This window comes from Streptomyces sp. SID14515 (assembly GCF_010548505.1).
Classification (GTDB): domain Bacteria; phylum Actinomycetota; class Actinomycetes; order Streptomycetales; family Streptomycetaceae; genus Streptomyces; species Streptomyces caviscabies.
This window is the reverse complement of record NZ_JAAGMH010000071.1, coordinates 24,216-47,277: the sequence shown is the minus strand read 5'-3', so window position 1 is coordinate 47,277 and position 23,062 is coordinate 24,216. Positions and strand designations below refer to the sequence as shown.

Annotated in this window: 16 protein-coding genes and 1 pseudogene; 8 read left to right on the top strand and 9 right to left on the bottom strand. The window is 71.2% G+C overall.

Going from position 1 to position 23,062, the window contains the following annotated elements:
• Positions 1–643: pseudogene (locus tag G3I54_RS14450) on the bottom strand (DNA helicase RecD); the annotation flags it as partial.
• Positions 640–1,623 (bottom strand): aldo/keto reductase, encoded by a 984-nt coding sequence (locus G3I54_RS14445; RefSeq protein WP_164614749.1) that lies wholly within the window; start codon positions 1,621–1,623, stop codon positions 640–642. The gene G3I54_RS14445 and the pseudogene G3I54_RS14450, both read right to left, overlap by 4 nt.
• Positions 1,624–1,761: 138 nt before the next feature.
• On the opposite strand from G3I54_RS14445, the gene G3I54_RS14440 reads away from it, so the two are divergent.
• Positions 1,762–2,811 carry an LLM class F420-dependent oxidoreductase gene (locus tag G3I54_RS14440; RefSeq protein WP_030631168.1) on the top strand — a complete coding sequence of 350 codons (1,050 nt, stop codon included), beginning with the start codon at positions 1,762–1,764 and terminating at the stop codon, positions 2,809–2,811.
• Between the two features lie 246 nt (positions 2,812–3,057).
• Positions 3,058–3,846: a ferritin-like domain-containing protein gene (locus G3I54_RS14435; RefSeq protein WP_164614747.1), complete on the top strand. Its 789-nt coding sequence runs from the start codon at positions 3,058–3,060 to the stop codon at positions 3,844–3,846.
• A gap of 29 nt (positions 3,847–3,875) precedes the next feature.
• Here the strand turns inward: G3I54_RS14435 and corA are convergent, their stop codons facing one another.
• Positions 3,876–4,871 (bottom strand): magnesium/cobalt transporter CorA, encoded by a 996-nt coding sequence (gene corA / locus G3I54_RS14430; protein ID WP_164614745.1) that lies wholly within the window; start codon positions 4,869–4,871, stop codon positions 3,876–3,878.
• A gap of 49 nt (positions 4,872–4,920) precedes the next feature.
• Between corA and G3I54_RS14425 the strand changes: the two genes are divergently transcribed.
• The 5 genes from G3I54_RS14425 (at position 4,921) to G3I54_RS14405 (ending at position 11,664) form a co-directional block, all read left to right on the top strand.
• Positions 4,921–5,643 (top strand): histidine phosphatase family protein, encoded by a 723-nt coding sequence (locus tag G3I54_RS14425; RefSeq protein ID WP_164614743.1) that lies wholly within the window; start codon positions 4,921–4,923, stop codon positions 5,641–5,643.
• A gap of 70 nt (positions 5,644–5,713) precedes the next feature.
• Positions 5,714–6,304 (top strand): DUF3090 domain-containing protein, encoded by a 591-nt coding sequence (locus tag G3I54_RS14420; protein WP_030085580.1) that lies wholly within the window; start codon positions 5,714–5,716, stop codon positions 6,302–6,304.
• The gene (locus G3I54_RS14415) at positions 6,268–7,107 is read left to right on the top strand and encodes an SCO1664 family protein (RefSeq protein ID WP_164614740.1); all 840 of its coding nucleotides are present in this window, start codon (positions 6,268–6,270) and stop codon (positions 7,105–7,107) included. Before G3I54_RS14420 ends, G3I54_RS14415 begins: the two co-directional genes overlap by 37 nt.
• 135 nt (positions 7,108–7,242) lie before the next feature.
• Positions 7,243–8,472, top strand: a complete 1,230-nt coding sequence (mshC, locus tag G3I54_RS14410; protein WP_164614738.1) for a cysteine--1-D-myo-inosityl 2-amino-2-deoxy-alpha-D-glucopyranoside ligase — start codon at positions 7,243–7,245, stop codon at positions 8,470–8,472.
• Between the two features lie 126 nt (positions 8,473–8,598).
• Positions 8,599–11,664, top strand: coding sequence for an NPCBM/NEW2 domain-containing protein (locus G3I54_RS14405; protein ID WP_164614736.1), 3,066 nt, complete (start codon positions 8,599–8,601; stop codon positions 11,662–11,664).
• Positions 11,665–11,756: 92 nt separating this feature from the next.
• Here G3I54_RS14405 and G3I54_RS14400 read toward each other — a convergent pair whose 3' ends face one another.
• From G3I54_RS14400 to G3I54_RS14375, 6 genes are all read right to left on the bottom strand, one after another.
• Positions 11,757–12,812 carry a PAC2 family protein gene (locus tag G3I54_RS14400; RefSeq protein ID WP_164614733.1) on the bottom strand — a complete coding sequence of 352 codons (1,056 nt, stop codon included), beginning with the start codon at positions 12,810–12,812 and terminating at the stop codon, positions 11,757–11,759.
• 170 nt (positions 12,813–12,982) lie between these two features.
• Positions 12,983–14,038 carry an LLM class flavin-dependent oxidoreductase gene (locus tag G3I54_RS14395; RefSeq protein WP_164614731.1) on the bottom strand — a complete coding sequence of 352 codons (1,056 nt, stop codon included), beginning with the start codon at positions 14,036–14,038 and terminating at the stop codon, positions 12,983–12,985.
• A gap of 130 nt (positions 14,039–14,168) precedes the next feature.
• Entirely contained in the window at positions 14,169–15,779 is a 1,611-nt protein-coding gene (locus G3I54_RS14390; protein ID WP_164614729.1) for a glycerol-3-phosphate dehydrogenase/oxidase, read from the bottom strand.
• 14 nt (positions 15,780–15,793) lie between these two features.
• Positions 15,794–17,338, bottom strand: coding sequence for a glycerol kinase GlpK (glpK, locus tag G3I54_RS14385; RefSeq protein WP_164614726.1), 1,545 nt, complete (start codon positions 17,336–17,338; stop codon positions 15,794–15,796).
• 39 nt (positions 17,339–17,377) lie between these two features.
• Positions 17,378–18,169: an MIP/aquaporin family protein gene (locus tag G3I54_RS14380; RefSeq protein ID WP_164614724.1), complete on the bottom strand. Its 792-nt coding sequence runs from the start codon at positions 18,167–18,169 to the stop codon at positions 17,378–17,380.
• 368 nt (positions 18,170–18,537) lie between these two features.
• A complete protein-coding gene (locus tag G3I54_RS14375) occupies positions 18,538–19,302 on the bottom strand; it encodes an IclR family transcriptional regulator (protein ID WP_164614722.1) in 765 nt (254 codons plus the stop codon).
• A 240-nt stretch (positions 19,303–19,542) separates the two neighbouring features.
• On the opposite strand from G3I54_RS14375, the gene metH reads away from it, so the two are divergent.
• The gene (metH, locus tag G3I54_RS14370; protein WP_164614720.1) at positions 19,543–23,061 is read left to right on the top strand and encodes a methionine synthase; all 3,519 of its coding nucleotides are present in this window, start codon (positions 19,543–19,545) and stop codon (positions 23,059–23,061) included.
• Position 23,062: the final 1 nt, after the last annotated feature.

The following is a 23,062-nucleotide window of genomic DNA, read 5'->3' as shown; positions in this document are numbered from 1 at the left end:
CAGGAGCCCGGGGCGGCTGTGCGGCTGCCGGGGCGGGACGTCGGGCGGCCGGGGCGGCGGCGGGCGAGTCGAAGAACGCGGTGCCCGCCTTCTCGCCGCTCTCCACGGCCCGGACGGCCGCGAGCAGATCGGCGGCCGTGCCGCTGAGACCGGTGCCGGCGGCGATGGGAGCGGCCTTCTCCGCCTTGCGCTTCTCGATCCGCTCCCGCAGCTCGCGCTGGGCGGCCAGCTCGGCCTGCGCCTCCGAGAGCTCGGGGACGGCCGGGGCCTCGGCGGCACCGTCGGCGGTCACGGCATCGGCGTCCGGGCTCCCGGCGGACACCTCGGCGGGCGCGTCCTCGCCGTCGACGGGTCCGTCCTCGGTGTCGGCCTGGCCGGCCTCCGCGTCGGACACCTCGGCCGGGCGGTCCTCCGCCGCGGCTACGTCGGTGCCGGACACGTCGGTGCCGGACACCTCGGTGCCGGACACCTCGGCCGCGGGCTCCCCGGCGCCGGCCGCGTCGCCCGGCGGCTCGGTGGCTCCAGGCGCTTCGGGCGCGTCGGCGTGCGCGGAACCTTCGGCGCCGGTGTCCGGCGGGGACACGGCGTCCTGTGGTGTGTCCGTGCCGACGGTGCCGGGGGTCTCCCCGGGAAGCGCAGTCACAGCGTGCTCCAGTCCTGATCGGGATAGCGGTGCACGGGCGCCGACACATCGTCGAGCGCCTGGCAGATCTCGTAGGGAAGACTAAGCGCCTCCACCGACAAAGCCTCCGCGAGCTGACCGGCGTTGCGCGCACCGACGATCGGCGCCGCCACTCCGGGCCGGTCCCGGACCCAGGCGAGCGCCACCTGGAGCGGGCTCGTCGCCAGGCCGTCCGCCGCCGTCGCCACCGCGTCGGTGATGCGGGCCGCCGCGTCGTCGAGATACGGCTCGACGAACGGGGCGAGCCGCTCGGAAGCACCCCGGGAGTCGGCCGGGGTGCCCTGGCGGTACTTGCCGGTCAGCACACCGCGCCCCAGCGGCGAGGACGGCAGCAGCCCGATCCCGAGGTCCAGCGCGGCGGGCAGCACCTCGCGCTCGATGCCGCGCTGGAGCAGCGAGTACTCCATCTGCGTACTGGCCAGCCGGGTGCGCACCCCGGGCGCGGCGAGCTGCCAGGTGGCCGCCTTCGCCAGCTGCCAGCCGCAGAAGTTCGACACGCCCGCGTAGCGGACCCGGCCCGAGGACACGGCCAGGTCCACCGCCTGGAGCGTCTCCTCCAGCGGGGTCGCCGGATCGAAGGCGTGGACCTGCCACAGATCCACGTAGTCCGTACCGAGCCGCTCCAGGGACGCGTCCAGGGCGGCCAGGAGGTGCCCGCGCGAGCCGTTGAAGCGGCGGTAGGGGTCCGGGACGTTGCCCGCCTTCGTGGCGATGACCAGATCCTGACGCGGGACCAGGCTGCCGACGAGCCGCCCGAGCAGATATTCGGCCTCGCCGCCCCCGTACACATCGGCGGTGTCCACCAGGGTGCCGCCCGCGTCCCAGAACGCCTTGAGCTGGTCGGCGGCGTCGTGCTCGTCCGTGTCCCGGCCCCAGGTGAGGGTGCCGAGCCCGATCCGGGACACGCGAAGGCCGGTACGGCCGAGATGCCTCTGCTCCATGGGCGCTGAGATTACTGGCCAAGGCCCCACCGGGTGCAGGCCTGTGGACAACCGGAGGTCCGCCGGGCCTGCCGGATCGCCGCCGCCCGCGCTAGAGTCCGGAGAAAGGGACGTTACTGATCAGTAAGGGGAGCGGCTATGCGGCTCGGCATCAATCTCGGTTACTGGGGCGCCGGCATGGACGGCGACAATCTCGCCGTCGCGCAGGAGGCCGACCGGCTCGGCTACGACGTCTGCTGGGCGGCCGAGGCGTACGGCTCCGACGCCCCGACCGTGCTGACCTGGGTCGCGGCCCAGACCGAGTCGATCGACGTCGGCTCCGCGATCATGCAGATCCCGGCCCGGCAGCCCACCATGACGGCGATGACCGCCGCCACCCTCGACTCGCTGTCCGGCGGTCGCTTCCGCCTCGGCCTCGGCGTCTCGGGCCCGCAGGTCTCCGAGGGCTGGTACGGCGTGAAGTTCGACAAGCCGCTGGCCCGCACCCGCGAGTACGTGGAGATCGTCCGCAAGGCGATGACCCGCGAGCGCGTGAGTTACGAGGGCGCGCACTGGACGCTGCCGCTCCCCGGCGGCCCGGGCAAGCCGATCAAGCTCACCGTGCACCCCCAGCGCGAGCACATCCCGCTCTACATCGCCGCGATCGGCCCCAAGAACCTGGAGCAGACCGGCGAGATCGCCGACGGAGCCCTGCTGATCTTCCCCTCCGCCGAGCACCTGGAGGAGACCGCGATCCAGCCGCTGCGCGCGGGCCGTGAGAAGGCCGGGAAGACCATGGAGGGCTTCGACGTCAGCCCGACGCTGCCGCTCGCCGTCGGCGACGACGTGAACGGCCTGGCCGACATGTTCCGTCCGTACACCGCCCTGTACGTCGGCGGCATGGGCAGCCGGAAGCAGAACTTCTACAACCAGCTCGCCCAGCGCATGGGGTACGAGAAGGAGGCCGCCGAGATCCAGGACAAGTACCTCGGCGGGGACAAGGCGGGGGCCGCCGCCGCCGTACCGCACCAGCTGATCGACCAGACCGCGCTGCTCGGCCCCGTCGAGCGGATCGCCGAGCGGATGCAGGCGTACGCCGCCGCCGGGGTCACCACGCTCAACCTCGCCCCGGCCGGCTTCACCCTGGAGGAGCGGCTCACCGCGCTGCGCGCCGGCACGGACGCCCTGGAGCGCTCCGGCCTCGCCTGACGGATCCGGGACAGCACTACGGCCGTGGTGGGGGCTCGGGGGTCTTCCCCGCCACGGCCGTCACCCGGAACAACGCGCCGCACGCCCAACGGTTACGCCGCCCGGCAGGCGCTGGAAGCGACGGTCGCCGTGCGCTGTCGGTGACCGTTCCGGTTGCCGACCGCCGTGCGGCGCATTTGACTCTTTCTGCGGACAACTGCTCCGCGGACTCGAGCTCCGCGGGCAACGGGTACGGAGGTAGCCGTCATGCTCTCAGCGCAGACCCTGTTCCAGGAGATTCTGGACAACGACGAGTCCTACCGGCTCTTCTGTTCCATCGCCGCGAGCGGCGAGTCCCAGGGCGGCTGGGAGAACGCCCGGATCGCCGCCCTCGTTCCGGAGGGCCGCCGCGACCTGGCCCCCAAGATCGTCCGGCACGGCGCCGACGAGGACAAGCACGGCCGGATCTTCAACGCCCTTCTGAAGAAGCGCGGGCTGCCGCCCGTCGAGGTCCCGCCGGAGACCGACTACACCATGCTCCTGGAACAGCAGGGCATCGGTCTCGCGCACTCCCGGCTGCGGGGCGAGGAGCGGCTCACCGAGCGCGACATCATCACCTATCTGGCCCACAGCCGCGTCACCGAGCAGCGCGCCTCCGAGCAGATGCAGCTGCTGCGCCGGTACTTCGCCGACCACCCCGACATCGGCCGCGCGGTCAGGATGATCTCCAACGACGAGGACAACCACCTCGCCTACTGCCACGAGGAACTCCTCGGCCTCGCCCGCGCCGGACACGGCCGGACCATCCAGCGGATCATGCGCGAGTGCGCCCTGGCCGAGATCCGGGTCTACCGCGACGTCAGCCTCGCCGTGATGGCCAACATGGGGCGCGTGCTCGGCTGGTCGCGCCCCAAGGCCGCCGTCCTCGCCGCGGGCATCCACGCGGTGTACGCGTACGAGCGTCTGATCGGCTGGCGGCGCATGGTGAGCCTGGAGATGCCGCAGCGGCGCGACGCGCTCGGCAGCCCCGCCGCACCGGAACACGAGTACGCCTGAGGGTTCCGCGACCCTCGGCCGCCGGGCCCTCAGAGCCAGCCGCGCCGCTTGAACAGCCGGTGCAGACCGAACACGGCGCAGACCATCAGCGCGACCACCGCCGGATAGGTCCACACCCAGTGCAGCTCCGGCATGTGGTCGAAGTTCATGCCGTAGACACCCGCCACCATCGTCGGGACGGCGGCCATCGCCGCCCAGGCGGAGATCTTGCGCATGTCGTCGTTCTGCCGCACGCCCATCTGCGCCAGATGCGCCGACAGGATGTCCGAGAGCAGCCGGTCCAACCCCTCCACCTGCTCGTTGGCGCGCGTCAGATGGTCGGCCACGTCCCGGAAGAACGGCTGCGCGTGTTCATGGACGAACGGCACGCCCGCACCCGCGAGCCGGGCCATCGGCGCCGTCAGCGGACCGGCCGCCCGGCGGAACTCCAGCACCTGCCGCTTGAAGGTGTAGATCCGGGCGGCGGTGTTCTTCGAGTCGCCGGAGCCGGTCGGCGCGAAGACCTGCGTCTCCAGCTCCTCCAGGTCGACCTGGAGCTCGCCCGCCACCTCCATGTAGTGGTCCACGACCGCGTCGCTGACCGCGTACAGCACCGCCGTCGGGCCGTGCTTCAGCACCTCGGGCTCGGCCTCCAGCCGGCTGCGCACGGCCGCCAGCGGGGCGCCCTCGCCGTGCCGGACCGTCACCACGAACGAGTCCCCTATGAAGACCATCAGCTCGTCGGCGCTGACCGTGTCGCTCTCGGGTTCGTAGACGACCGGCTTGAGCACCGCGAACAGGGAGTCGTCGTACACCTCCAGTTTGGGCCGCTGGTGCGCCCGCAGCGCGTCCTCCACGGCCAGCGGATGCAGCCCGAACTCGTCCCGTACGAGGTCGAACTCCTCCTCCGTCGGCTCGTGCAGCCCGATCCACAGGAACGCGTCCCGCGAGGCCCGCGCCTCGTCCAGCGCGTCGGAGAAGTCGTCGGGCCGTTCGGTACGGCGCCCGTCCCGGTAGATGGCACAGTCCACGATCACGGCGGGCATTCTTCCCCGTGAACCCGCCCCCACGCACCTCCGCCGTACGCTGGCGGGTATGCCCACGCTGATCCTCGTACGCCACGGACGCTCCACCGCCAACACCGCCGGAGTGCTCGCGGGCCGCACCCCCGGCGTCCTCCTCGACGAACGCGGCGCCGCACAGGCCGCGGCCCTGCCCGCGCGGTTCGCCGGCCTGGCCCCGGTCCTCGCCGTCAGCAGCCCCCTGGAGCGCTGCCGCCAGACGCTCCAGCCGCTCCTGGACGCCAGCCCCGGTCTGCCCCTGCACACCGAGGACCGGATCAGCGAGTGCGACTACGGCCACTGGTCGGGACGGAAGCTGGCCGAACTCGCCGACGAGCCCCTGATGTCCGTCGTCCAGCAGCACCCCTCCGCGGCGGCCTTCCCGGGCGGCGAGTCCATGCGCGCGATGCAGGCCCGCGCCGTCGACGCCGTACGCGACTGGAACGAGCGGGTCGAGGCGGAGCACGGCGAGGACGCCACGTACGTCATGTGCTCGCACGGCGACATCATCAAGTCCCTCGTCGCCGACGCGCTGGGCATGCATCTGGACCTCTTCCAGCGCGTCCACGTCGACCCCTGCTCGGTCACCGCGATCCGCTACACACGGCTGCGTCCCTTCCTCCTGAGGCTCGGCGACACCGGGGATCTCACCGCCCTGGCGCCCCGCGAACAGTCCGTCGGGGCGGACGCCGCCGCCTCGCCCACCGGTGACGGCACGTCGGACGCGGCGGTCGGGGGCGGCGCGGGCGCGCCGTGATCGCTCCGGGCAGTAGGGTGGACGCGCCGTAGCGCCGCCCAACCACCATCGAAGCTCAAGGGAGCAGGACGTGTCCCGTCAGGTGTTCCTCTACGACCCACCGGACCGATTCGTGGCCGGTACGGTCGGGCTGCCTGGCCGCCGTACGTTTTTCCTGCAGGCGTCCTCCCAGGGCCGGGTCACCAGCGTGGCCCTGGAGAAGACCCAGGTCGCCGCTCTCGCCGAGCGGATCGACGAACTGCTCGACGAGGTCGTGCGCCGCACCGGAGGCAATTCGCCGGTGCCCGCGGTGGCCCCCACCGACGTCTCCGACACCGCGCCGCTCGACGTGCCCGTCGAGGAGGAGTTCCGGGTCGGCACCATGGCCCTGGCCTGGGACGGCGAGGAGCAGCGCATGATCGTCGAGGCGCAGGCCCTCGTCGAACTCGACGCGGACTCCGAGGACGACCTCGCGGAGGCCGAGGAGAAGCTCCTCCAGGACGAGGAGAACGGTCCGCCGATGCTCCGCGTCCGGCTCAGCGGCGCCCAGGCCCGCGCGTTCGCCAAGCGCGCCCTGGACGTCGTCAACGCCGGCCGCCCGCCGTGCCCGCTGTGCAGCCTGCCGCTCGATCCGGAAGGACACGTATGCCCGCGCCAGAACGGATACCGTCGCGGAGCCTGACGGACACCGAGCTGCTCACCCTGCTCGCCGAGGGCACGATCACCGTCCTCGGGCAGGTCGGCGGGGCGTCCAACGCGGTGCTGCACTGCACGGTGGCGTACGAGGGCGAGGAGCGCATCTGCGCGTACAAGCCGGTCGCGGGCGAGCAGCCGCTGTGGGACTTCCCCGACGGCACCCTCGCCCAGCGGGAGGTCGCCGCGTACGAGATCTCCCGGGCGACCGGCTGGGACCTCGTGCCGCCGACCGTGCTGCGGGAGGGGCCGTACGGGCAGGGCATGGTCCAGCTCTGGATCGACGGCCCCGAGGACGGTGCGGACGCCCCCGAGCTGCTGGCGCTCGTCGAGGGCGAGGAGCCCGGCGATGGCTGGAAAGCCGTGGGCTTCGCGGACGTGGGGGAGGGGAAGACCGCGCTCCTCGTGCACGCCGACGACCCCCGGCTGCGGCGGCTCGCCGTACTGGACGCGGTGATCAACAACGGTGACCGCAAGGGCGGGCACCTGCTGCCCGCTCCCGGCGGACGGCTCTTCGGCATCGACCACGGCGTCACCTTCAACGCCGACGACAAGCTGCGCACCCTGCTCTGGGGCTGGGCGGGCGAGCCGCTGACCGAAGAAGCCCTGGCGGTGCTGGGCAGGCTCGCCGCGGAGCTGGCGCCGGGCACCGTCCTCGCCACCCGGATGGCCGAACTCATCACGGCGGCCGAGCTGGAGGCCCTGCGGGAGCGGGTCGCCGGGCTGGTCAAGAGCGCCGTGCACCCGCAGCCGAGCGGCCAGTGGCCGCCGATCCCCTGGCCGCCGGTGTAGCACGGAGCGGCCGCCGGTGTAGTACGGAGCGGGCGGGCCGTACCGCCTGCCAGGGGTTTCACGCAAGAAGGCCTCTTCGGACAGGTTTCCGGTGCCGGTTCGTATCCGGAAGCATCGTCCGGTTACGCTCATGACATGCATGCCTGGCCCGCTTCTGAGGTCCCCGCCCTGCCCGGCAAGGGCCGCGACCTTCGGATCCACGACACCGCGACCGGCGGACGGATCACCCTTGACCCCGGTCCCGTCGCCCGCATCTACGTCTGCGGCATCACGCCGTACGACGCGACCCACATGGGTCATGCGGCGACCTACAACGCGTTCGACCTCGTTCAGCGCGTGTGGCTCGACACCAAGCGGCAGGTCCACTACGTCCAGAACGTGACCGACGTGGACGATCCGCTGCTGGAGCGGGCCGTGCGCGACGGTCAGGACTGGACCGAGCTCGCGGAGCGCGAGACGGCGCTCTTCCGCGAGGACATGACCGCCCTGCGGATGCTGCCCCCGCGGCACTACATCGGAGCGGTCGAGGCGATACCGGGCATCGTGCCCCTCGTCGAACGCCTCCGGGACGCGGGCGCCGCCTACGACCTGGACGGCGACATCTACTTCTCCGTCGACACCGACCCGCACTTCGGCGAGGTCTCCGGCCTCGACGCCGAGGCGATGCGCCTGCTCTCCGCCGAACGCGGCGGCGACCCGGAGCGCCCCGGCAAGAAGAACCCCCTCGACCCGATGCTCTGGATGGCCGCCCGCCCGGGCGAGCCGAGCTGGGACGGGGGCTCGCTCGGCGCGGGCCGCCCCGGCTGGCACATCGAGTGCGTCGCCATCGCGCTCGACTACCTCGGCATGGGCTTCGACATCCAGGGCGGCGGCTCCGACCTCGCCTTCCCGCACCACGAGATGGGCGCCTCGCACGCCCAGGCGCTGACCGGCGAGCACCCGTTCGCCAAGGCGTACGTCCACGCCGGCATGGTCGGCCTGGACGGCGAGAAGATGTCCAAGTCCCGGGGCAACCTGGTCTTCGTCTCGGCCGTGCGCCGCGACGGCGTGGACCCGGCGGCCATCCGGCTCGCCCTGCTCTCCCACCACTACCGCTCCGACTGGGAGTGGACCGACCAGGTGCTCGCCGACGCCGTCGAGCGTCTCGCGCGCTGGCGGGCCGCCGTCTCGCGCCCCGACGGGCCGTCCGCCGACGCGCTCGTCGAGGAGGTCCGCGAGGCGCTCGCGGACGACCTGGACAGCCCCGCCGCGCTGGCCGCGGTGGACCGCTGGGCCGCGCTCCAGAGCGCGGAGGGCGGCACGGACGAGGGTGCGCCCGGCCTTGTCTCCCGTACGGTCGACGCCCTCCTCGGAGTCGCGCTGTAGGGCACCCTCTAGGGGGTTTCCCCGCCCGCCCGATGGCTCGAACCGGTCTCGGACTTCTCTACGAAGTTCGGGGCCGGTTCCTTTTTGTCCATGGTCATGTGCTCGAAGTTGCGCTAAAAGCTCACTATGCAAACATCAACGCGCATGAGAGCGGCGGCGGTTGCCGCGCTGCTCGGACTGTTCGCGGTCCTCGCGGGGCCCGGCGGGGCCCACGCCGACGAGGCCCCGCCGGCGAGCACGGAGTCCACCACGGTCGGGGACGTGACCGGATTCCGGGCGGACGGGGCGGTGTACCGGATCAGCGCCGGGCAGGCCGAGGCCCGGGTCAGCTTCGTCTCGAAGGAGACCTTCCGGATCGAGCTGGCCCCCGACGGGAAGTTCACCGACCCCACCGGCGACGACATCGTCCTGCCACAGGGCGAGCCGCCCCGCACCCGCTGGAAGGACCGCGGCGACCGCTACGAGCTGTCGACGAGCGAGGTCACCCTGCGGGCCTACAAGAAGCCGCTGCGCTTCGCCCTGCACCGAGCCGACGGCAGCCGGATCTGGTCCGAGGCGAAGGGCCTGAGCTGGACCGGCGACCGGACCGTCCAGACGCTGGCCCGGGGCGCCGGTGAGCAGTTCTACGGGGCCGGTATGCAGAACGGCCGCGGCAACACCTCCCACCGCGACAAGACCGTCGAGGTCGCCGTCGACTACAACTGGGACGACGGCGGCCACCCCAACTCCGTGCCGTTCTACCTCTCCTCGGCCGGCTACGGCGTCTTCCGCAACACCTACGCCCCCAACACCTACGCGTTCACCGACCCGGTGACGACCAGTGCGAAGGAACAGCGCTTCGACGCCTACTACTTCGCGGGCCAGGGCGCCGACGCCGCCAAGGACGTCATCGGGCAGTACACCGACCTCACCGGAAAGCCGTTCCTGCCGCCCGTCTACGGCATGGAGATCGGCGACGCCGACTGCTATCTCCACAACGCCAACCGGGGCGAGCGCCGCACCCTGGACTCGCTGAAGGTCGCCGACGGCTACGTCGAGAACGACATGCCGAACGGCTGGATGCTCGTCAACGACGGCTACGGCTGCGGATACGAGGACCTGGAGGAGACCGCCCAGGGCCTGAAGGACCGCAACATGGAGCTCGGCCTGTGGACCGAGGACGGCATCGAGAACCTCGCCGCCCAGGTGAAGGCCGGGCAGCGGGTCGCCAAGCTGGACGTCGCCTGGGTCGGCGAGGGCTACAAGTTCGCCCTCGACGGCTGCAAGGACGCCTATAAGGGCATCGAGGACAACAGCGACGCCCGCGGCTTCACCTGGGCCCCGGAGAGCTGGGCGGGCGCGCAGCGCTGCGGCGTCCAGTGGTCCGGCGACCAGTCCGGCACCTGGGAGTACATCCGCTGGCAGATCCCGACGTATGCGGGCGCCACGATGTCCGGACTCGCCTACACCACCGGTGACGTCGACGGGATCTTCGGCGGCAGCGCCAAGACGTACACCCGCGATCTCCAGTGGAAGATGTTCCTCGGCACCACGATGACCATGGACGGCTGGGCCGCCATGGACAAGCAGCCCTTCCGTCACGGAGAGCCGTACACCTCGATCAACCGCGACTACCTCAAGCTCAAGGAGTCGCTGCTGCCCTACCAGTACTCCTACGCGCACGAGGCGACCAAGACCGGCGTCGGCATGGTCCGCCCGCTGGTCCTCGAATACCCGGACGACCCCAAGGCGTCGACGGAGGCCGCGAAGTACGAGTTCCTCTCCGGCGAGCACTTCCTCGTCGCGCCCGTCTACCAGGACACCACCGAACGCAAGGACATCTACCTGCCCAAGGGCACCTGGATCGACTACTGGAGCGGCCGCACCTACGAGGGCCCCACCACCATCGACACCTACGGCGCCCCGCTCGACACCCTGCCGCTCTTCGTGAAGGCCGGCGCGGCCGTCCCGATGTGGCCCGGCATCCGCTCCTACCGCGACCGCACCGCCGACTCCCCGCTCGCCTGGGACGTCTACCCGCAGGGGAACACCTCCTTCACCCTGTACGAGGACGACGGCGTCACCCGGCAGCACCGCGACGGAAAGTACGCCACCCAGCGCGCCGACGTCCGGGCCCCGAAGCAGGGCGCGGGCGACGTCTCCGTCACCATCAACGAGAGCCGGGGCGGCTTCACCGGCAAACAGAGCGCGCGCCCCTACGAGTTCACCGTCCACACCGGCTCCGAGCCCCGCTCGGTGAAGCTGGACCGGACGCTGCCCGAACTGACCTCGAAGAGTGCCTACGACAAGGCCCGGCAGGGCTGGTGGTACGACCGCGACGACCGGGGCGGCGTGGTCCATGTGAAGACCGCGCCCCTGAGCACCGCGAAGAAGTTCACGGTGAAGCTCCTCGGCACCAGCGCGGTCGGCGGCAAGAAGGCCACCCAGGCCGCCGCCCTCACCGTCCCCACGGGCCAGGAGGCCGGAGCCGGGACGCCCGGCACGGTCCAGGTCGACGTCACCGCGGGCAGCACCGCCCTCACCGACACCACGGTCTCCCTCCAGGCCCCCGACGGCTGGCGGACCGCCACGGCGAAGGCCCCCGGCCGGATTCCGGCGGGCGCCACCCGCCGGGTCGAGGTGGCCCTCACCCCGGCGAAGGACGCCGAGGTACGCGAGACCACGCTGACGGCCCTGGCCCGCTACCAGGCCGCCGGCGACGCCCGCACGAGCGAGCAGCGGCTCGCCGTCTCCGTACTGCCCCCGGCGCCCGAGGGCGAGGCCTGGGCGAGCGATCTCGTCTGGCTCTCCGAGACCAACGGCTACGGCCCGGCCGAACGCGACCGCTCCAACGGGGAGTCGGGCGCGAGCGACGGGAAGACGCTGACCCTCGCGGGAAAGACGTACGAGAAGGGGATCGGCACCCACGCCGACTCCGACATCGCGCTCCACCTCGGCGGCCGGTGCACCAAGTTCACGGCCGACGTCGGCATCGACGACGAGATCGACGGCTACGGCGAAGTCGCGTTCTCCGTGGAGAGCGACGGCAAGGTGCTGTGGACCTCACCGAAGCTGACCGGCGCCTCGGCGACCCTGCCGGTCGACGTGAAGCTCGACGGCGTACGGCAGGTGCGGCTGAAGGTCACCGACACCAACGGGTCCAAGACCGGGGACCACGGCGACTGGGCGGCGGCGAAGTTCCACTGCGCCTGAGCCGCACCCCGACGGACGGACAGGGGCGTCGCACGGGAGGTGATCCCGTGCGACGCCCTTGCCGTTCGTACCGCTGTCGTGCCGCTGTGCGGTCAGTCCTCCTCGGGCGTCTGCCCGGGGCCTTCGTCGGGGCTGCCGTCGCCCGACGCCTCGTCAGGACCCTTCTGGCCCTTGTCGTCGGAGGCCTTGCCCCGCCCGGACTCCGGACGCGGCGGCTTCGGCGGGCGGGTGCGGCCGCCGGCGGGATCGCGCAGATACGGCACATCCCCGCTCTCCGTCGCATGCCCGCCCGGACCCTGCCCGGGACCGCCGTCCCGCCGCCGCAGATAGCGCTCGAACTCCCGGGCGATGGCCTCGCCGGACGCCTCGGGCAGCTCCGCGGTGTCCCGCGCCTCCTCCAGCGTCTGCACGTACTCCGCGACCTCGCTGTCCTCCGACGCCAGCTGGTCCACCCCGAGCTGCCAGGCCCGCGCGTCCTCGGGCAGCTCGCCCAGCGGGATGCGCAGCCCGATCAGGTCTTCCAGGCGGTTCAGCAGGGCCAGCGTCGCCTTCGGGTTCGGCGGCTGCGACACATAGTGCGGGACCGCCGCCCACAGGCTGACCGCGGGCACCCCGGCATGCGTGCACGCCTCCTGGAGGACCCCGACGATGCCCGTGGGGCCCTCGTACCGGGTCTCCTCCAGGTCCATCGTCCGCGCCAGGTCCGCGTCCGAGGTGACCCCGCTCACCGGCACCGGCCGGGTGTGCGGGGTGTCACCGAGCAGCGCGCCCAGGATGACGACCATCTCGACGCCCAACTCATGGGCGAAACCCAGGATCTCGTTGCAGAACGACCGCCAGCGCATCGACGGTTCGATGCCGCGCACCAGGACCAGGTCCCGGGGCTTCTCCCCGCCGACGCGCACCACGGACAGCCGCGTCGTCGGCCAGGTGATCTTCCGCGTCCCGCCGTCCAGCCACACCGTGGGCCGGTTGACCTGGAAGTCGTAGTAGTCCTCGGCGTCCAGCGCCGCGAACACCTCGCCCTTCCACTCCCGGTCCAGATGACCGACCGCTGTGGAGGCGGCGTCCCCGGCGTCGTTCCAGCCTTCGAACGCGGCCACCATGACCGGGTCGATCAGCTCGGGCACCGACTCGAGCTCGATCACCCGGGCCTCCTTCCGATGTCTCCATACGTACGGAGCAACCTTACGGCTTCCGGGCCCCCCTGCCGCAGCCCTCTTGCACGGCCGGGTGAACCCTGCCACCAGGAGTGGATCATCGGCTGGATCAGTGCATCATGGCCCCCGCGTCACGGCGGCCGGCCGGTTCCGCGTCATCACCACAGGGTGGACGGGGCCTCCCGCCGCACCACCGGGGCGATCTCCTCCGCGAACCGCTGGAGCGTCTCCAACTGCTCCGGCCGGCTCAGCCCGAAGCCGTCCACGGTGATCGACTGGAGGTCGTGGCGGTAGACCTCGTGCCAGCCGAGGATCTTGTCGATGATCTGCTGCGGACTGCCGATCAGCTGCGGGCCGGCCTCGATCGCGTCCTCGATCGTGCGGAACGGGGTGTTGTAACCGGCCTTGCCCGCGAGATGCGGCTTGAAGGTCTGCCGCACCTTCGCCTCGTAGAGCTCCTTGTACCGCTCCACGGCCGCCTGCGAACTGTCCGCGACGAGCAGCCCGCCCGAGCCCGCCGCCACCTTGGCGTCCGCCGGATCGTGCCCGTACGCCTCGAACCGCTCGCGGTAGTGCGCGATGAGCTTCGCGTACGCCTCACGCGGCTGGATCGCATTGGCCGTGAACAGCGGATCGCCGTGCTCGGCCGCCAGCTCGGGGGAGTTGAGGCTGGTCGCCGAGCCGTGCCAGACGCGCGGCAGCCCGTCGTACGGACGCGGCACCGTCGTCACGTTCTTCAGCGGCGGCCGGAACTCGCCCTCCCAGTCGACGCCCTCCTCGGTCCACAGCCGGCGCAGCAGCTCGTATTTCTCCTTCTGGAGATCCCACTGCCGCTCCTCGTCGAGCCCGAACAGGTCGAAGTGGCCCGCCTCCGCGCCCTTTCCGACGACCAGTTCGATACGGCCCCGGGATATCTGGTCGAGCGTCGCGAAGTCCTCCGCCACCCGGACCGGGTCGAGGATCGCGACGACGGTCACCCCGGTGAGCAGCCGGATGGTGCTCGTACGGGCCGCGATCGCGCCCAGCACCACGCTCGGGCTGGAGGAGAGGAAGGCCCCGGCGTGCCGTTCGCCGACGGAGTACGCGTCGAAGCCGAGCCGCTCCGCCACCGAGGCCGTGTCGATCACCTCTTCGAACCGGTCGGCGGCGGAAGGAAGGTCACCGGTCAGCGGGTGCGCGTCGTGACCGATCAGGGAGAGCACGGAGAATCTCATGAACTCCACTGTCCCCGCGGCACATTGCACGCGTATGGCGGGAGCGTGGCGCGTGTGACGGGCGCACGGCACGCCGACGGGGGCGGCTCCCGTGAGGAAGCCGCCCCCGTCCCGTACCCGTGGGGGGTGGTCAGTCCCGGTCGGCCAGCAGCTTTTCGACGCCGTCGCGGACGTCGTCCGTCGCCAGGCCCCGGATCGTCAGCGTGGTCCGGCGGCGCAGCACGTCGTCCGCCGTCTCGGCCCACTCGTGGTCGCGGGCGTAGGCGACCTGCGCCCAGATCTCCGGGGCGTCCGGGTGGACGCGCTCGGCCAGCTCCGGGTTCTCGTTCGCCAGCCGGGCGATGTCGAAGGCGAGCGAACCGTAGTGCGTGGCCAGGTGCCGGGCGGTGTCCGGCGCCATCCGGGGGCCGGGGGCCGGGCCGTCGATCAGCAGCCGGTGGGCGACCGCGTTCGGGTTGGCGATACCGGGCAGCGGGAGCTTCCGCGGCAGCCGGTTCATCGGCTCCATGTCCTCGGCCAGCGGGTGCCCCGGCAGTGCGGCCAGCTTGTTCATCACCGTACGGCCGATGTGGCGGAAGGTCGTCCACTTGCCGCCCGCGACCGACAGCATCCCGCCGCGGCCCTCCGTGACGACCGTCTCGCGCTTGGCCTTGGAGGTGTCGCCGGGCCCGCCGGGCAGCACCCGCAGACCGGCGAAGGAGTACGTGATCAGATCGCGCGACAGCTGCTGGTCCTTGATCGAGAACGCCGCCTCGTCGAGGATCTGCGCGGTGTCCGCCTCGGTCACCGCGACATCCGCCGGATCGCCCTCGTACTCCTCGTCCGTCGTGCCGAGCAGCAGCATGTCCTCCCACGGCAGGGCGAACGTGATGCGGTACTTGTCGATCGGGGTGGCCAGCGCCGCCCGCCACGGCCGGGTCCGCTTGAGGACCAGGTGGGCGCCCTTGGAGAGACGGATGGAGGGGGCCGCGTTCGGGTCCTCCATCTTGCGCAGGTGGTCGACCCACGGGCCGGTGGCGTTCAGCACGAGCCGGGCGGTGACGCCGAACTCGGTGCCGTCCGTGCTGTCCTTCAGGTCGGCGCCGGTGACCCGGCCCCGGGTGAAGCGCAGTCCGGTGACGGCCGCGTGGTTGAGGACGACCGCGCCCGCGTCGACGGCCGCGCGGACCGTCATCAGCGCCATCCGGGCGTCGTTCATCTGGTCGTCGCCGTAGACCGCGACGGCCTTCAGATTGTCGGTGCGCAGCTCGGGGACGTCGCGCTGGGCCCTGGCCGGGGAGATGACATGGCCGACGCCGTCGCCGAACGCGGAGAGCGCGGAGTAGGCGAAGACGCCCGCGCCGAGCTTGGCCGCGCCGTGCGGGCCGCCCTTGTAGACCGGCAGGTAGAAGGTGAGCGGGTTGGCCAGGTGCGGGGCCACCTCGCGGGAGACCGCGCGGCGCTCGAAGTGGTTCTCCGCGACCAGCTTGACCGCGCCGGTCTGGAGGTAGCGCAGGCCGCCGTGGAGGAGCTTGGAGGAGGCGGAGGAGGTGGCGCCGGCGAAGTCGCCGGCGTCCACCAGGGCCACCCGCAGCCCGGACTGCGCGGCATGCCAGGCGGTGGAGATGCCCAGGATGCCGCCGCCGATGACCAGGAGGTCGTACGTGGCCCGGGACAGCTGCTCCCGGGTCTCGGCGCGGCTCGGCAGCGAGCCGGAGGCCGGGTGCGTTCCGAGGGCGGGAACGCTCTGCAGGGTGGTCATGGTGATGCTCCTCGTCAGCTTTCTTCGTCCTCGACCCAGCCCATGGTCCGTTCGACGGCCTTGAGCCAGCTCTTGTACTCGCGGGCACGGGTGTCCGCGTCCATGCGGGGGGTCCACTCGGCGGCCCGGCGCCAGTTGGCGCGCAGCGCGTCGGTGTCCGGCCAGAAGCCGACGGCGAGACCGGCGGCGTAGGCGGCGCCGAGGCAGGTGGTCTCGGCGACCATGGGGCGCACCACGGGCGCGTCCAGGAAGTCGGCGAGCGTCTGCATCAGCAGGTTGTTGGACGTCATGCCGCCGTCGACCTTGAGCGCGGTCAGCTCGACGCCGGAGTCCTTCGTCATGGCGTCGCTGATCTCGCGGGTCTGCCAGGCGGTGGCCTCCAGGACGGCACGGGCGATGTGCGCCTTGGTGACGTAACGGGTGAGACCGGTGATCACACCACGGGCGTCGGGACGCCAGTAGGGGGCGAACAGGCCGGAGAAGGCGGGCACGAAGTACGCGCCGCCGTTGTCCTCGACCGAGGAGGCGAGCGTCTCGATCTCGGCGGCCGACTTGATCAGGCCCATCTGGTCGCGCATCCACTGCACCAGCGAACCGGTGACCGCGATGGAGCCCTCCAGGGCGTACACCGGGGGCTTGTCGCCGATCTGGTAGCCGACGGTGGTGAGCAGCCCGTTGTACGAGTTCACCGGGGTGCCACCGGTGTTCATCAGCATGAAGGTGCCGGTGCCGTAGGTGGACTTGGCCTCGCCCTCGGCGAAACAGGTCTGGCCGAACAGTGCCGCCTGCTGGTCGCCGAGCGCGGAGGCGACCGGAATGCCGTCGAGGATGCCGCCCTTGGCGTGGCCGTACACCTCGGCGGAGGAGCGGATCTCGGGGAGGACCGCGGCCGGGATGCCGATGGAGGAGAGGATCTTGTCGTCCCACGCCATCGTGTGCAGGTTCATCAGCAGGGTGCGCGAGGCGTTGGTGACGTCGGTGACGTGCACCCCGCCGTCGGTGCCGCCGGTGAGGTTCCAGATGACCCAGGAGTCCATGGTGCCGAAGAGGATGTCGCCGCGCTCGGCGCGCTCGCGCAGCCCCTCGACGTTGTCGAGCAGCCAGCGGACCTTGGGCCCGGCGAAGTACGAGGCGAGCGGCAGCCCGGTTTCGCGGCGGAACCGGTCCTGGCCCACGTTGCGGCCGAGCTCCTTGCAGAGCGCGTCGGTGCGGGTGTCCTGCCAGACGAGGGCGTTGTGCACCGGCTCACCGGTGTTCTTGTCCCACATCAGCGTGGTCTCGCGCTGGTTGGTGATGCCGATCGCCTTGACGTCGGCGGAGGTGATGCCGGCCTTGACGATGGCCCCGGCGACGACCTCCTGGACGTTCTCCCAGATCTCGGTCGCGTCGTGCTCGACCCAGCCCGGCTTCGGGAAGATCTGCTCGTGCTCCTTCTGGTCGACGGAGACGATCCGGCCGTCCTTGTCGAAGACGATGCAGCGGCTGGAGGTGGTGCCCTGGTCGATGGCCGCGATGAACGGCCCGGTGCCGTGGGTGCCGGTGGTGTGTGCGTCGGTCACGGTGTGCTCCCGGAAGTCTGTGAGGTGGTGGAGGTGCGGCTAGGCGAAGGCGAGGTTGTAGAGCCCGCCGGCGAGTGCGCCGCCGACGAGCGGACCCACGATGGGTACCCACGCGTAGCCCCAGTCCGAACCACCCTTGTTGGGCAGCGGCAGCAGGGAGTGCACGATGCGCGGACCGAGGTCGCGGACCGGGTTGATCGCGTAGCCGGTCGGGCCGCCGAGCGAGAGGCCGATGCCGACGACGACCAGGGCGGTGATCAGAGCGCCGAGCACGCCGAGGCCGTTGCCCTCGTTGTTGAGGCCCTGGGTCAGGATCGCCAGGACCAGCACGACGGTGGCGATGATCTCGGTGATGACGTTCTGCACGCCGTTGCGGATCTCGGGGCCGGTGGAGAAGATCCCGAGCACCGGGCCCGCCTTCGGGGCGGCGGTCTGGTCGACCATGCCCTCGTCGGTGGACTTGGTCCCGACGATCTCCGGGTCGGTGAGGTGGGCGTGGAACTGCCCGTAGTACACCGCCCAGACCAGCAGGGCGCCGATCATCGCGCCGAGCAGTTGCGACCCGAGGTAGAGGGGTACGTCGCCCCACTCGGTGCCGCCCTGGATGGCCAGGCCGACCGTGACCGCGGGGTTGAGATGGGCGCCCGATACGCCGCCGGCGAGGTAGGCGCCGGTCAGCACGGCGAAGCCCCACCCGAAGGTGATGGCGAGCCAGCCCGCGTTCCGGGCCTTCGAGCTCTTCAGCGTGACGGCGGCACAGACACCGCCGCCGAGCAGGATGAGTACGGCGGTACCTATGGTCTCGCCGATGAAAATGTCGGAGCTGGACACCCGCGACTCCTTTGTCCTTCGTCCAGGGGAGAGCGGATCACCGGGTCCCTCCGGTGTTCCGCGCCCCAGATGGGTATCCACGAAGCGTGGGCAGCCCACCTGTAAGGGCTTGACCGGCCCTTGGCACTGTCACACCCTAACGCGTATTGCCGTTAGGCGTTCGACAATGCCGACCGTTGAACGGCAGTGTTTCCCCCGAGTGAAGGAAGCGTCAAGGGTTCTGTGGTCCACGACTCGGTGCGCGACGCGATCGTTACCGCGCCGGACCCGGACGTACCGGGCGAGGGACTGCCGGGCGCGGACCTGCCGGGCCCGGGCCGGGGGGCGGGAGTGCGGGGCGGGAGCGGGAGTGCGGGGCGTGTGGGCCGTCAGAAGCGGCCGGCCCCCAGATCCCGGGAGACCGCGCGGGCGCAGTCGCGTACGGCCGCGATCAGCTCGGGGCGCAGCGTGCCCCCCGGGGCCACCCGCTCGACCGCGCCGGTCACGGCGACCGCCCCGACCGGCATCCTGCGCCGGTCGTGCACGGGCGCGGCCACGGCGGCCACGCCCTCCCAGGTCTCCTCCGCGTCGGCGGCCCAGCCCTGCGCCCGGATCAGGTCGAGCATCGACTCGAACTCGTCGGCGGCGGTGACGGTGCGCCCGGTGAAGGAGCGGCGCTCCGCCTCCATGACCTCGCTGTGCGCCACCGGGTCGTACGCGGACAGCACCTTGCCCAGCGCCGTGGAGTGCAGCGGCTGCATGGCCCCGACCTCCAGCACCTGGCGGCTGTCGTCGGGCCGGAAGACGTGGTGGACGATCAGCACGCCGTGCTGGTGCAGCACCCCGAGGTGGACGCTCTCGCCGCTGGAACGGGCCAGGTCGTCCGTCCAGACCAGGGCGCGCGCCCGCAGCTCGTGGACGTCCAGATAGCTGTTGCCGAGACGCAGCAGCTCCGCGCCGAGCTGATAGCGGCCCGACGCCGCGTCCTGCTCGACGAAGCCCTCCAGCTGGAGGGTGCGCAGAATGCCGTGCGCGGTGCCCTTGGCCAGCCCCAGCGAGGAGGCGATGTCGGACAGCCCGAGCCGGCGCTCGCCGCCCGCCAGCAACCGCAGCATCGCGGCCGCCCGCTCCAGCGACTGGATGTTCTTGGCCATCGCGCCGTACTCCTCCACCTCGGTTCGACAATGCTGAACACTATCGGTCGATGCCGACCTTCGCCGGACTCCGGGGGAAAGTCTCCGCCACCGCGTCGTACGCCCCGCACCCCGCACAGCATGCAGTCCGTCCCATGGACGCACCTACGGACCCGGGCGCCGTCCGGCTACGCTGGCGAGGTGCGCCTTCCCCAAGAAGGACGCAAAGCCGACAGCCGTCGCATCCCTGGGAGATCATCCATGGCCTCGTTGCCGACATCCGCCGCCGACAGCCGGACCCGCGCAGACGCACTCCGAGAGGCACTCGCCACCCGAGTGGTGGTGGCCGACGGGGCGATGGGCACCATGCTCCAGGCACAGGACCCCACGCTGGAGGACTTCGAGAATCTCGAAGGCTGCAACGAGATCCTCAACATCACCCGGCCCGACATCGTGCGCTCGGTCCACGAGGAGTACTTCGCGGTCGGTGTCGACTGCGTCGAGACCAACACCTTCGGCGCGAACCATTCCGCCGCGAACGAGTACGAGATCGCCGACCGGATCTTCGAGCTCTCCGAGTCGGGCGCCCGCATCGCCCGCGAGGTCGCCGACGAGTTCGCGGAGAAGGACGGCCGCCAGCGCTGGGTCCTCGGCTCGATCGGCCCCGGGACCAAGCTGCCCTCGCTCGGCCACACCACCTACGACGTTCTGCGTGACGGCTATCAGAAGAACGCCGAGGGCCTCCTCGCGGGCGGCTCGGACGCCCTGATCGTGGAGACGACCCAGGACCTGCTGCAGACGAAGTCCAGCATCATCGGCGCCCGCCGGGCGATGGACGCCCTGGGCCTCCAGGTGCCCCTCATCTGCTCCCTCGCCTTCGAGACGACCGGCGTCATGCTGCTGGGCTCCGAGATCGGCGCGGCGCTGACGGCACTGGAGCCGCTGGGCATCGATCTGATCGGGCTGAACTGCTCGACCGGCCCGGACGAGATGAGCGAGCACCTGCGCTACCTCGCCCGCCACTCCCGTACGCCGCTGATGTGCATGCCCAACGCCGGCCTGCCCGTCCTCACCAAGGACGGCGCGCACTTCCCGCTCGGCCCCGACGGCCTCGCCGACGCCCAGGAGAACTTCGTCCGGGACTACGGCCTCTCGCTGATCGGCGGCTGCTGCGGTACGACTCCGGAGCACCTGCGGGTCGTCGTCGAGCGGGCCCGCGGCCTCACGCCGGTCGAGCGGAACCCGCACCCGGAGCCCGGCGCGGCCTCGCTGTACCAGACGATCCCGTTCCGTCAGGACACCGCCTATCTGGCGATCGGGGAGCGGACCAACGCCAACGGCTCCAAGAAGTTCCGTGAGGCGATGCTGGAGGCCCGCTGGGACGACTGCGTGGAGATGGCCCGCGACCAGATCCGCGAAGGCGCGCACATGCTCGACCTCTGCGTCGACTACGTCGGCCGTGACGGCGTCGCCGACATGAGAGAGCTGGCCGGCCGCTTCGCGACCGCCTCCACCCTCCCGATCGTGCTGGACTCCACCGAGCTGCCCGTCCTGCGCGCCGGTCTGGAGAAGCTCGGCGGCCGGGCCGTGCTGAACTCGGTGAACTACGAGGACGGTGACGGTCCGGAGTCGAGGTTCGCGCAGGTCAGCGCCCTGGCCGCCGAGCACGGCGCCGCCCTGATCGCGTTGACGATCGACGAGGAGGGTCAGGCGCGCACGGTCGAGCACAAGGTCGCCATCGCCGAGCGGCTGATCGAGGACCTCACCACCAACTGGGGCATCAACGAGTCCGACATCCTGATCGACACCCTGACCTTCACCATCTGCACCGGCCAGGAGGAGTCCCGCGGCGACGGCATCGCCACGATCGGGGCGATCCGCGAGCTGAAGAAGCGCCACCCGGACGTCCAGACGACGCTGGGCCTCTCCAACATCTCCTTCGGCCTCAACCCGGCCGCCCGCGTCGTGCTGAACTCCGTCTTCCTCGACGAGTGCGTCAAGGCGGGCCTGGACTCCGCGATCGTGCACGCCTCGAAGATCCTGCCGATCGCCCGGCTGGAGGAGGAGCAGGTCAAGGTCGCCCTCGACCTGATCTACGACCGCCGCGCCGAGGGCTACGACCCCCTCCAGAAGCTCATGGAGCTGTTCGAGGGCGTCAACATGAAGTCGATGAAGGCGGGCAAGGCCGAGGAGCTGATGGCCCTGCCGCTGGACGAGCGCCTTCAGCGCCGCATCATCGACGGTGAGAAGAACGGCCTGGAGGCCGACCTCGACGAGGCACTCCAGGACACTCCGGCTCTGGACATCGTGAACAACACGCTGCTGGAGGGCATGAAGGTGGTCGGCGAGCTGTTCGGCTCCGGCCAGATGCAGCTGCCGTTCGTCCTCCAGTCCGCCGAGGTCATGAAGAGCGCGGTGGCCCATCTGGAGCCGCACATGGAGAAGACCGACGACGACGGCAAGGGCACGATCGTGCTGGCCACCGTCCGCGGCGACGTCCACGACATCGGCAAGAACCTCGTCGACATCATCCTCTCCAACAACGGCTACAACGTCGTCAACCTCGGCATCAAGCAGCCCGTCTCCGCGATCCTGGAAGCCGCCGAGGAACACCGCGCCGACGTCATCGGCATGTCCGGTCTCCTCGTGAAGTCCACCGTGATCATGAAGGAGAACCTCCAGGAGCTCAACCAGCGCAAGATGGCCGCCGACTTCCCCGTCATCCTCGGCGGCGCCGCGCTCACCCGCGCCTACGTGGAACAGGACCTCCACGAGATCTACGAAGGCGAAGTCCGCTACGCCCGCGACGCCTTCGAGGGCCTGCGCCTCATGGACGCGCTCATCGGCGTCAAGCGCGGCGTTCCGGGCGCGGTCCTGCCCGAGCTCAAGCAGCGCCGGGTGCCCAAGAAGAACACCGACACCGCCGTGCTGGAGGTCGAGGAGCCCGAGGGCTCGGTGCGCTCGGACGTCTCCACCACCAACCCCATCCCCGAGCCGCCGTTCCGGGGCACCCGCGTCATCAAGGGCATCCCGCTCAAGGACTACGCCTCCTGGCTCGACGAGGGCGCCCTCTTCAAGGGCCAGTGGGGCCTCAAGCAGAACCGGACCGGCGACGGACCGACGTACGAGGAGCTGGTGGAGACCGAGGGCCGCCCGCATCTGCGCGGCTGGCTCGACCACCTCCAGTCCAACAACCTCCTGGAGGCGGCCGTCGTCTACGGCTACTTCCCGTGCGTCTCCAAGGGCGACGACCTGGTCCTCCTGCACGAGGACGGCTCCGAGCGCACCCGCTTCACCTTCCCGCGCCAGCGCCGCGGCCGCCGGCTCTGCCTCGCCGACTTCTTCCGCCCCGAGGAGTCCGGCGAGACGGACGTCATCGGCCTCCAGATCGTCACCGTCGGCTCCCGGATCGGCGAGGCCACCGCCGAGCTGTTCGCCGCCAACTCCTACCGCGACTACCTGGAGCTGCACGGCCTCTCCGTCCAGCTCGCCGAAGCCCTGGCCGAGTACTGGCACGCCCGGGTCCGCAGCGAGCTCGGCTTCGGCGGGGAGGACCCGGCGGACGTCGAGGACATGTTCGCGCTGAAGTACCGCGGCGCACGGTTCTCGCTCGGTTACGGGGCGTGCCCGAATCTGGAGGACCGCGCGAAGATCGCCGACCTCCTCCAGCCGGAACGCATCGGTGTGCACCTCTCCGAGGAGTTCCAGCTCCACCCGGAACAGTCCACCGACGCCATCGTCATCCACCACCCCGAGGCGAAGTACTTCAACGCCCGGTAGG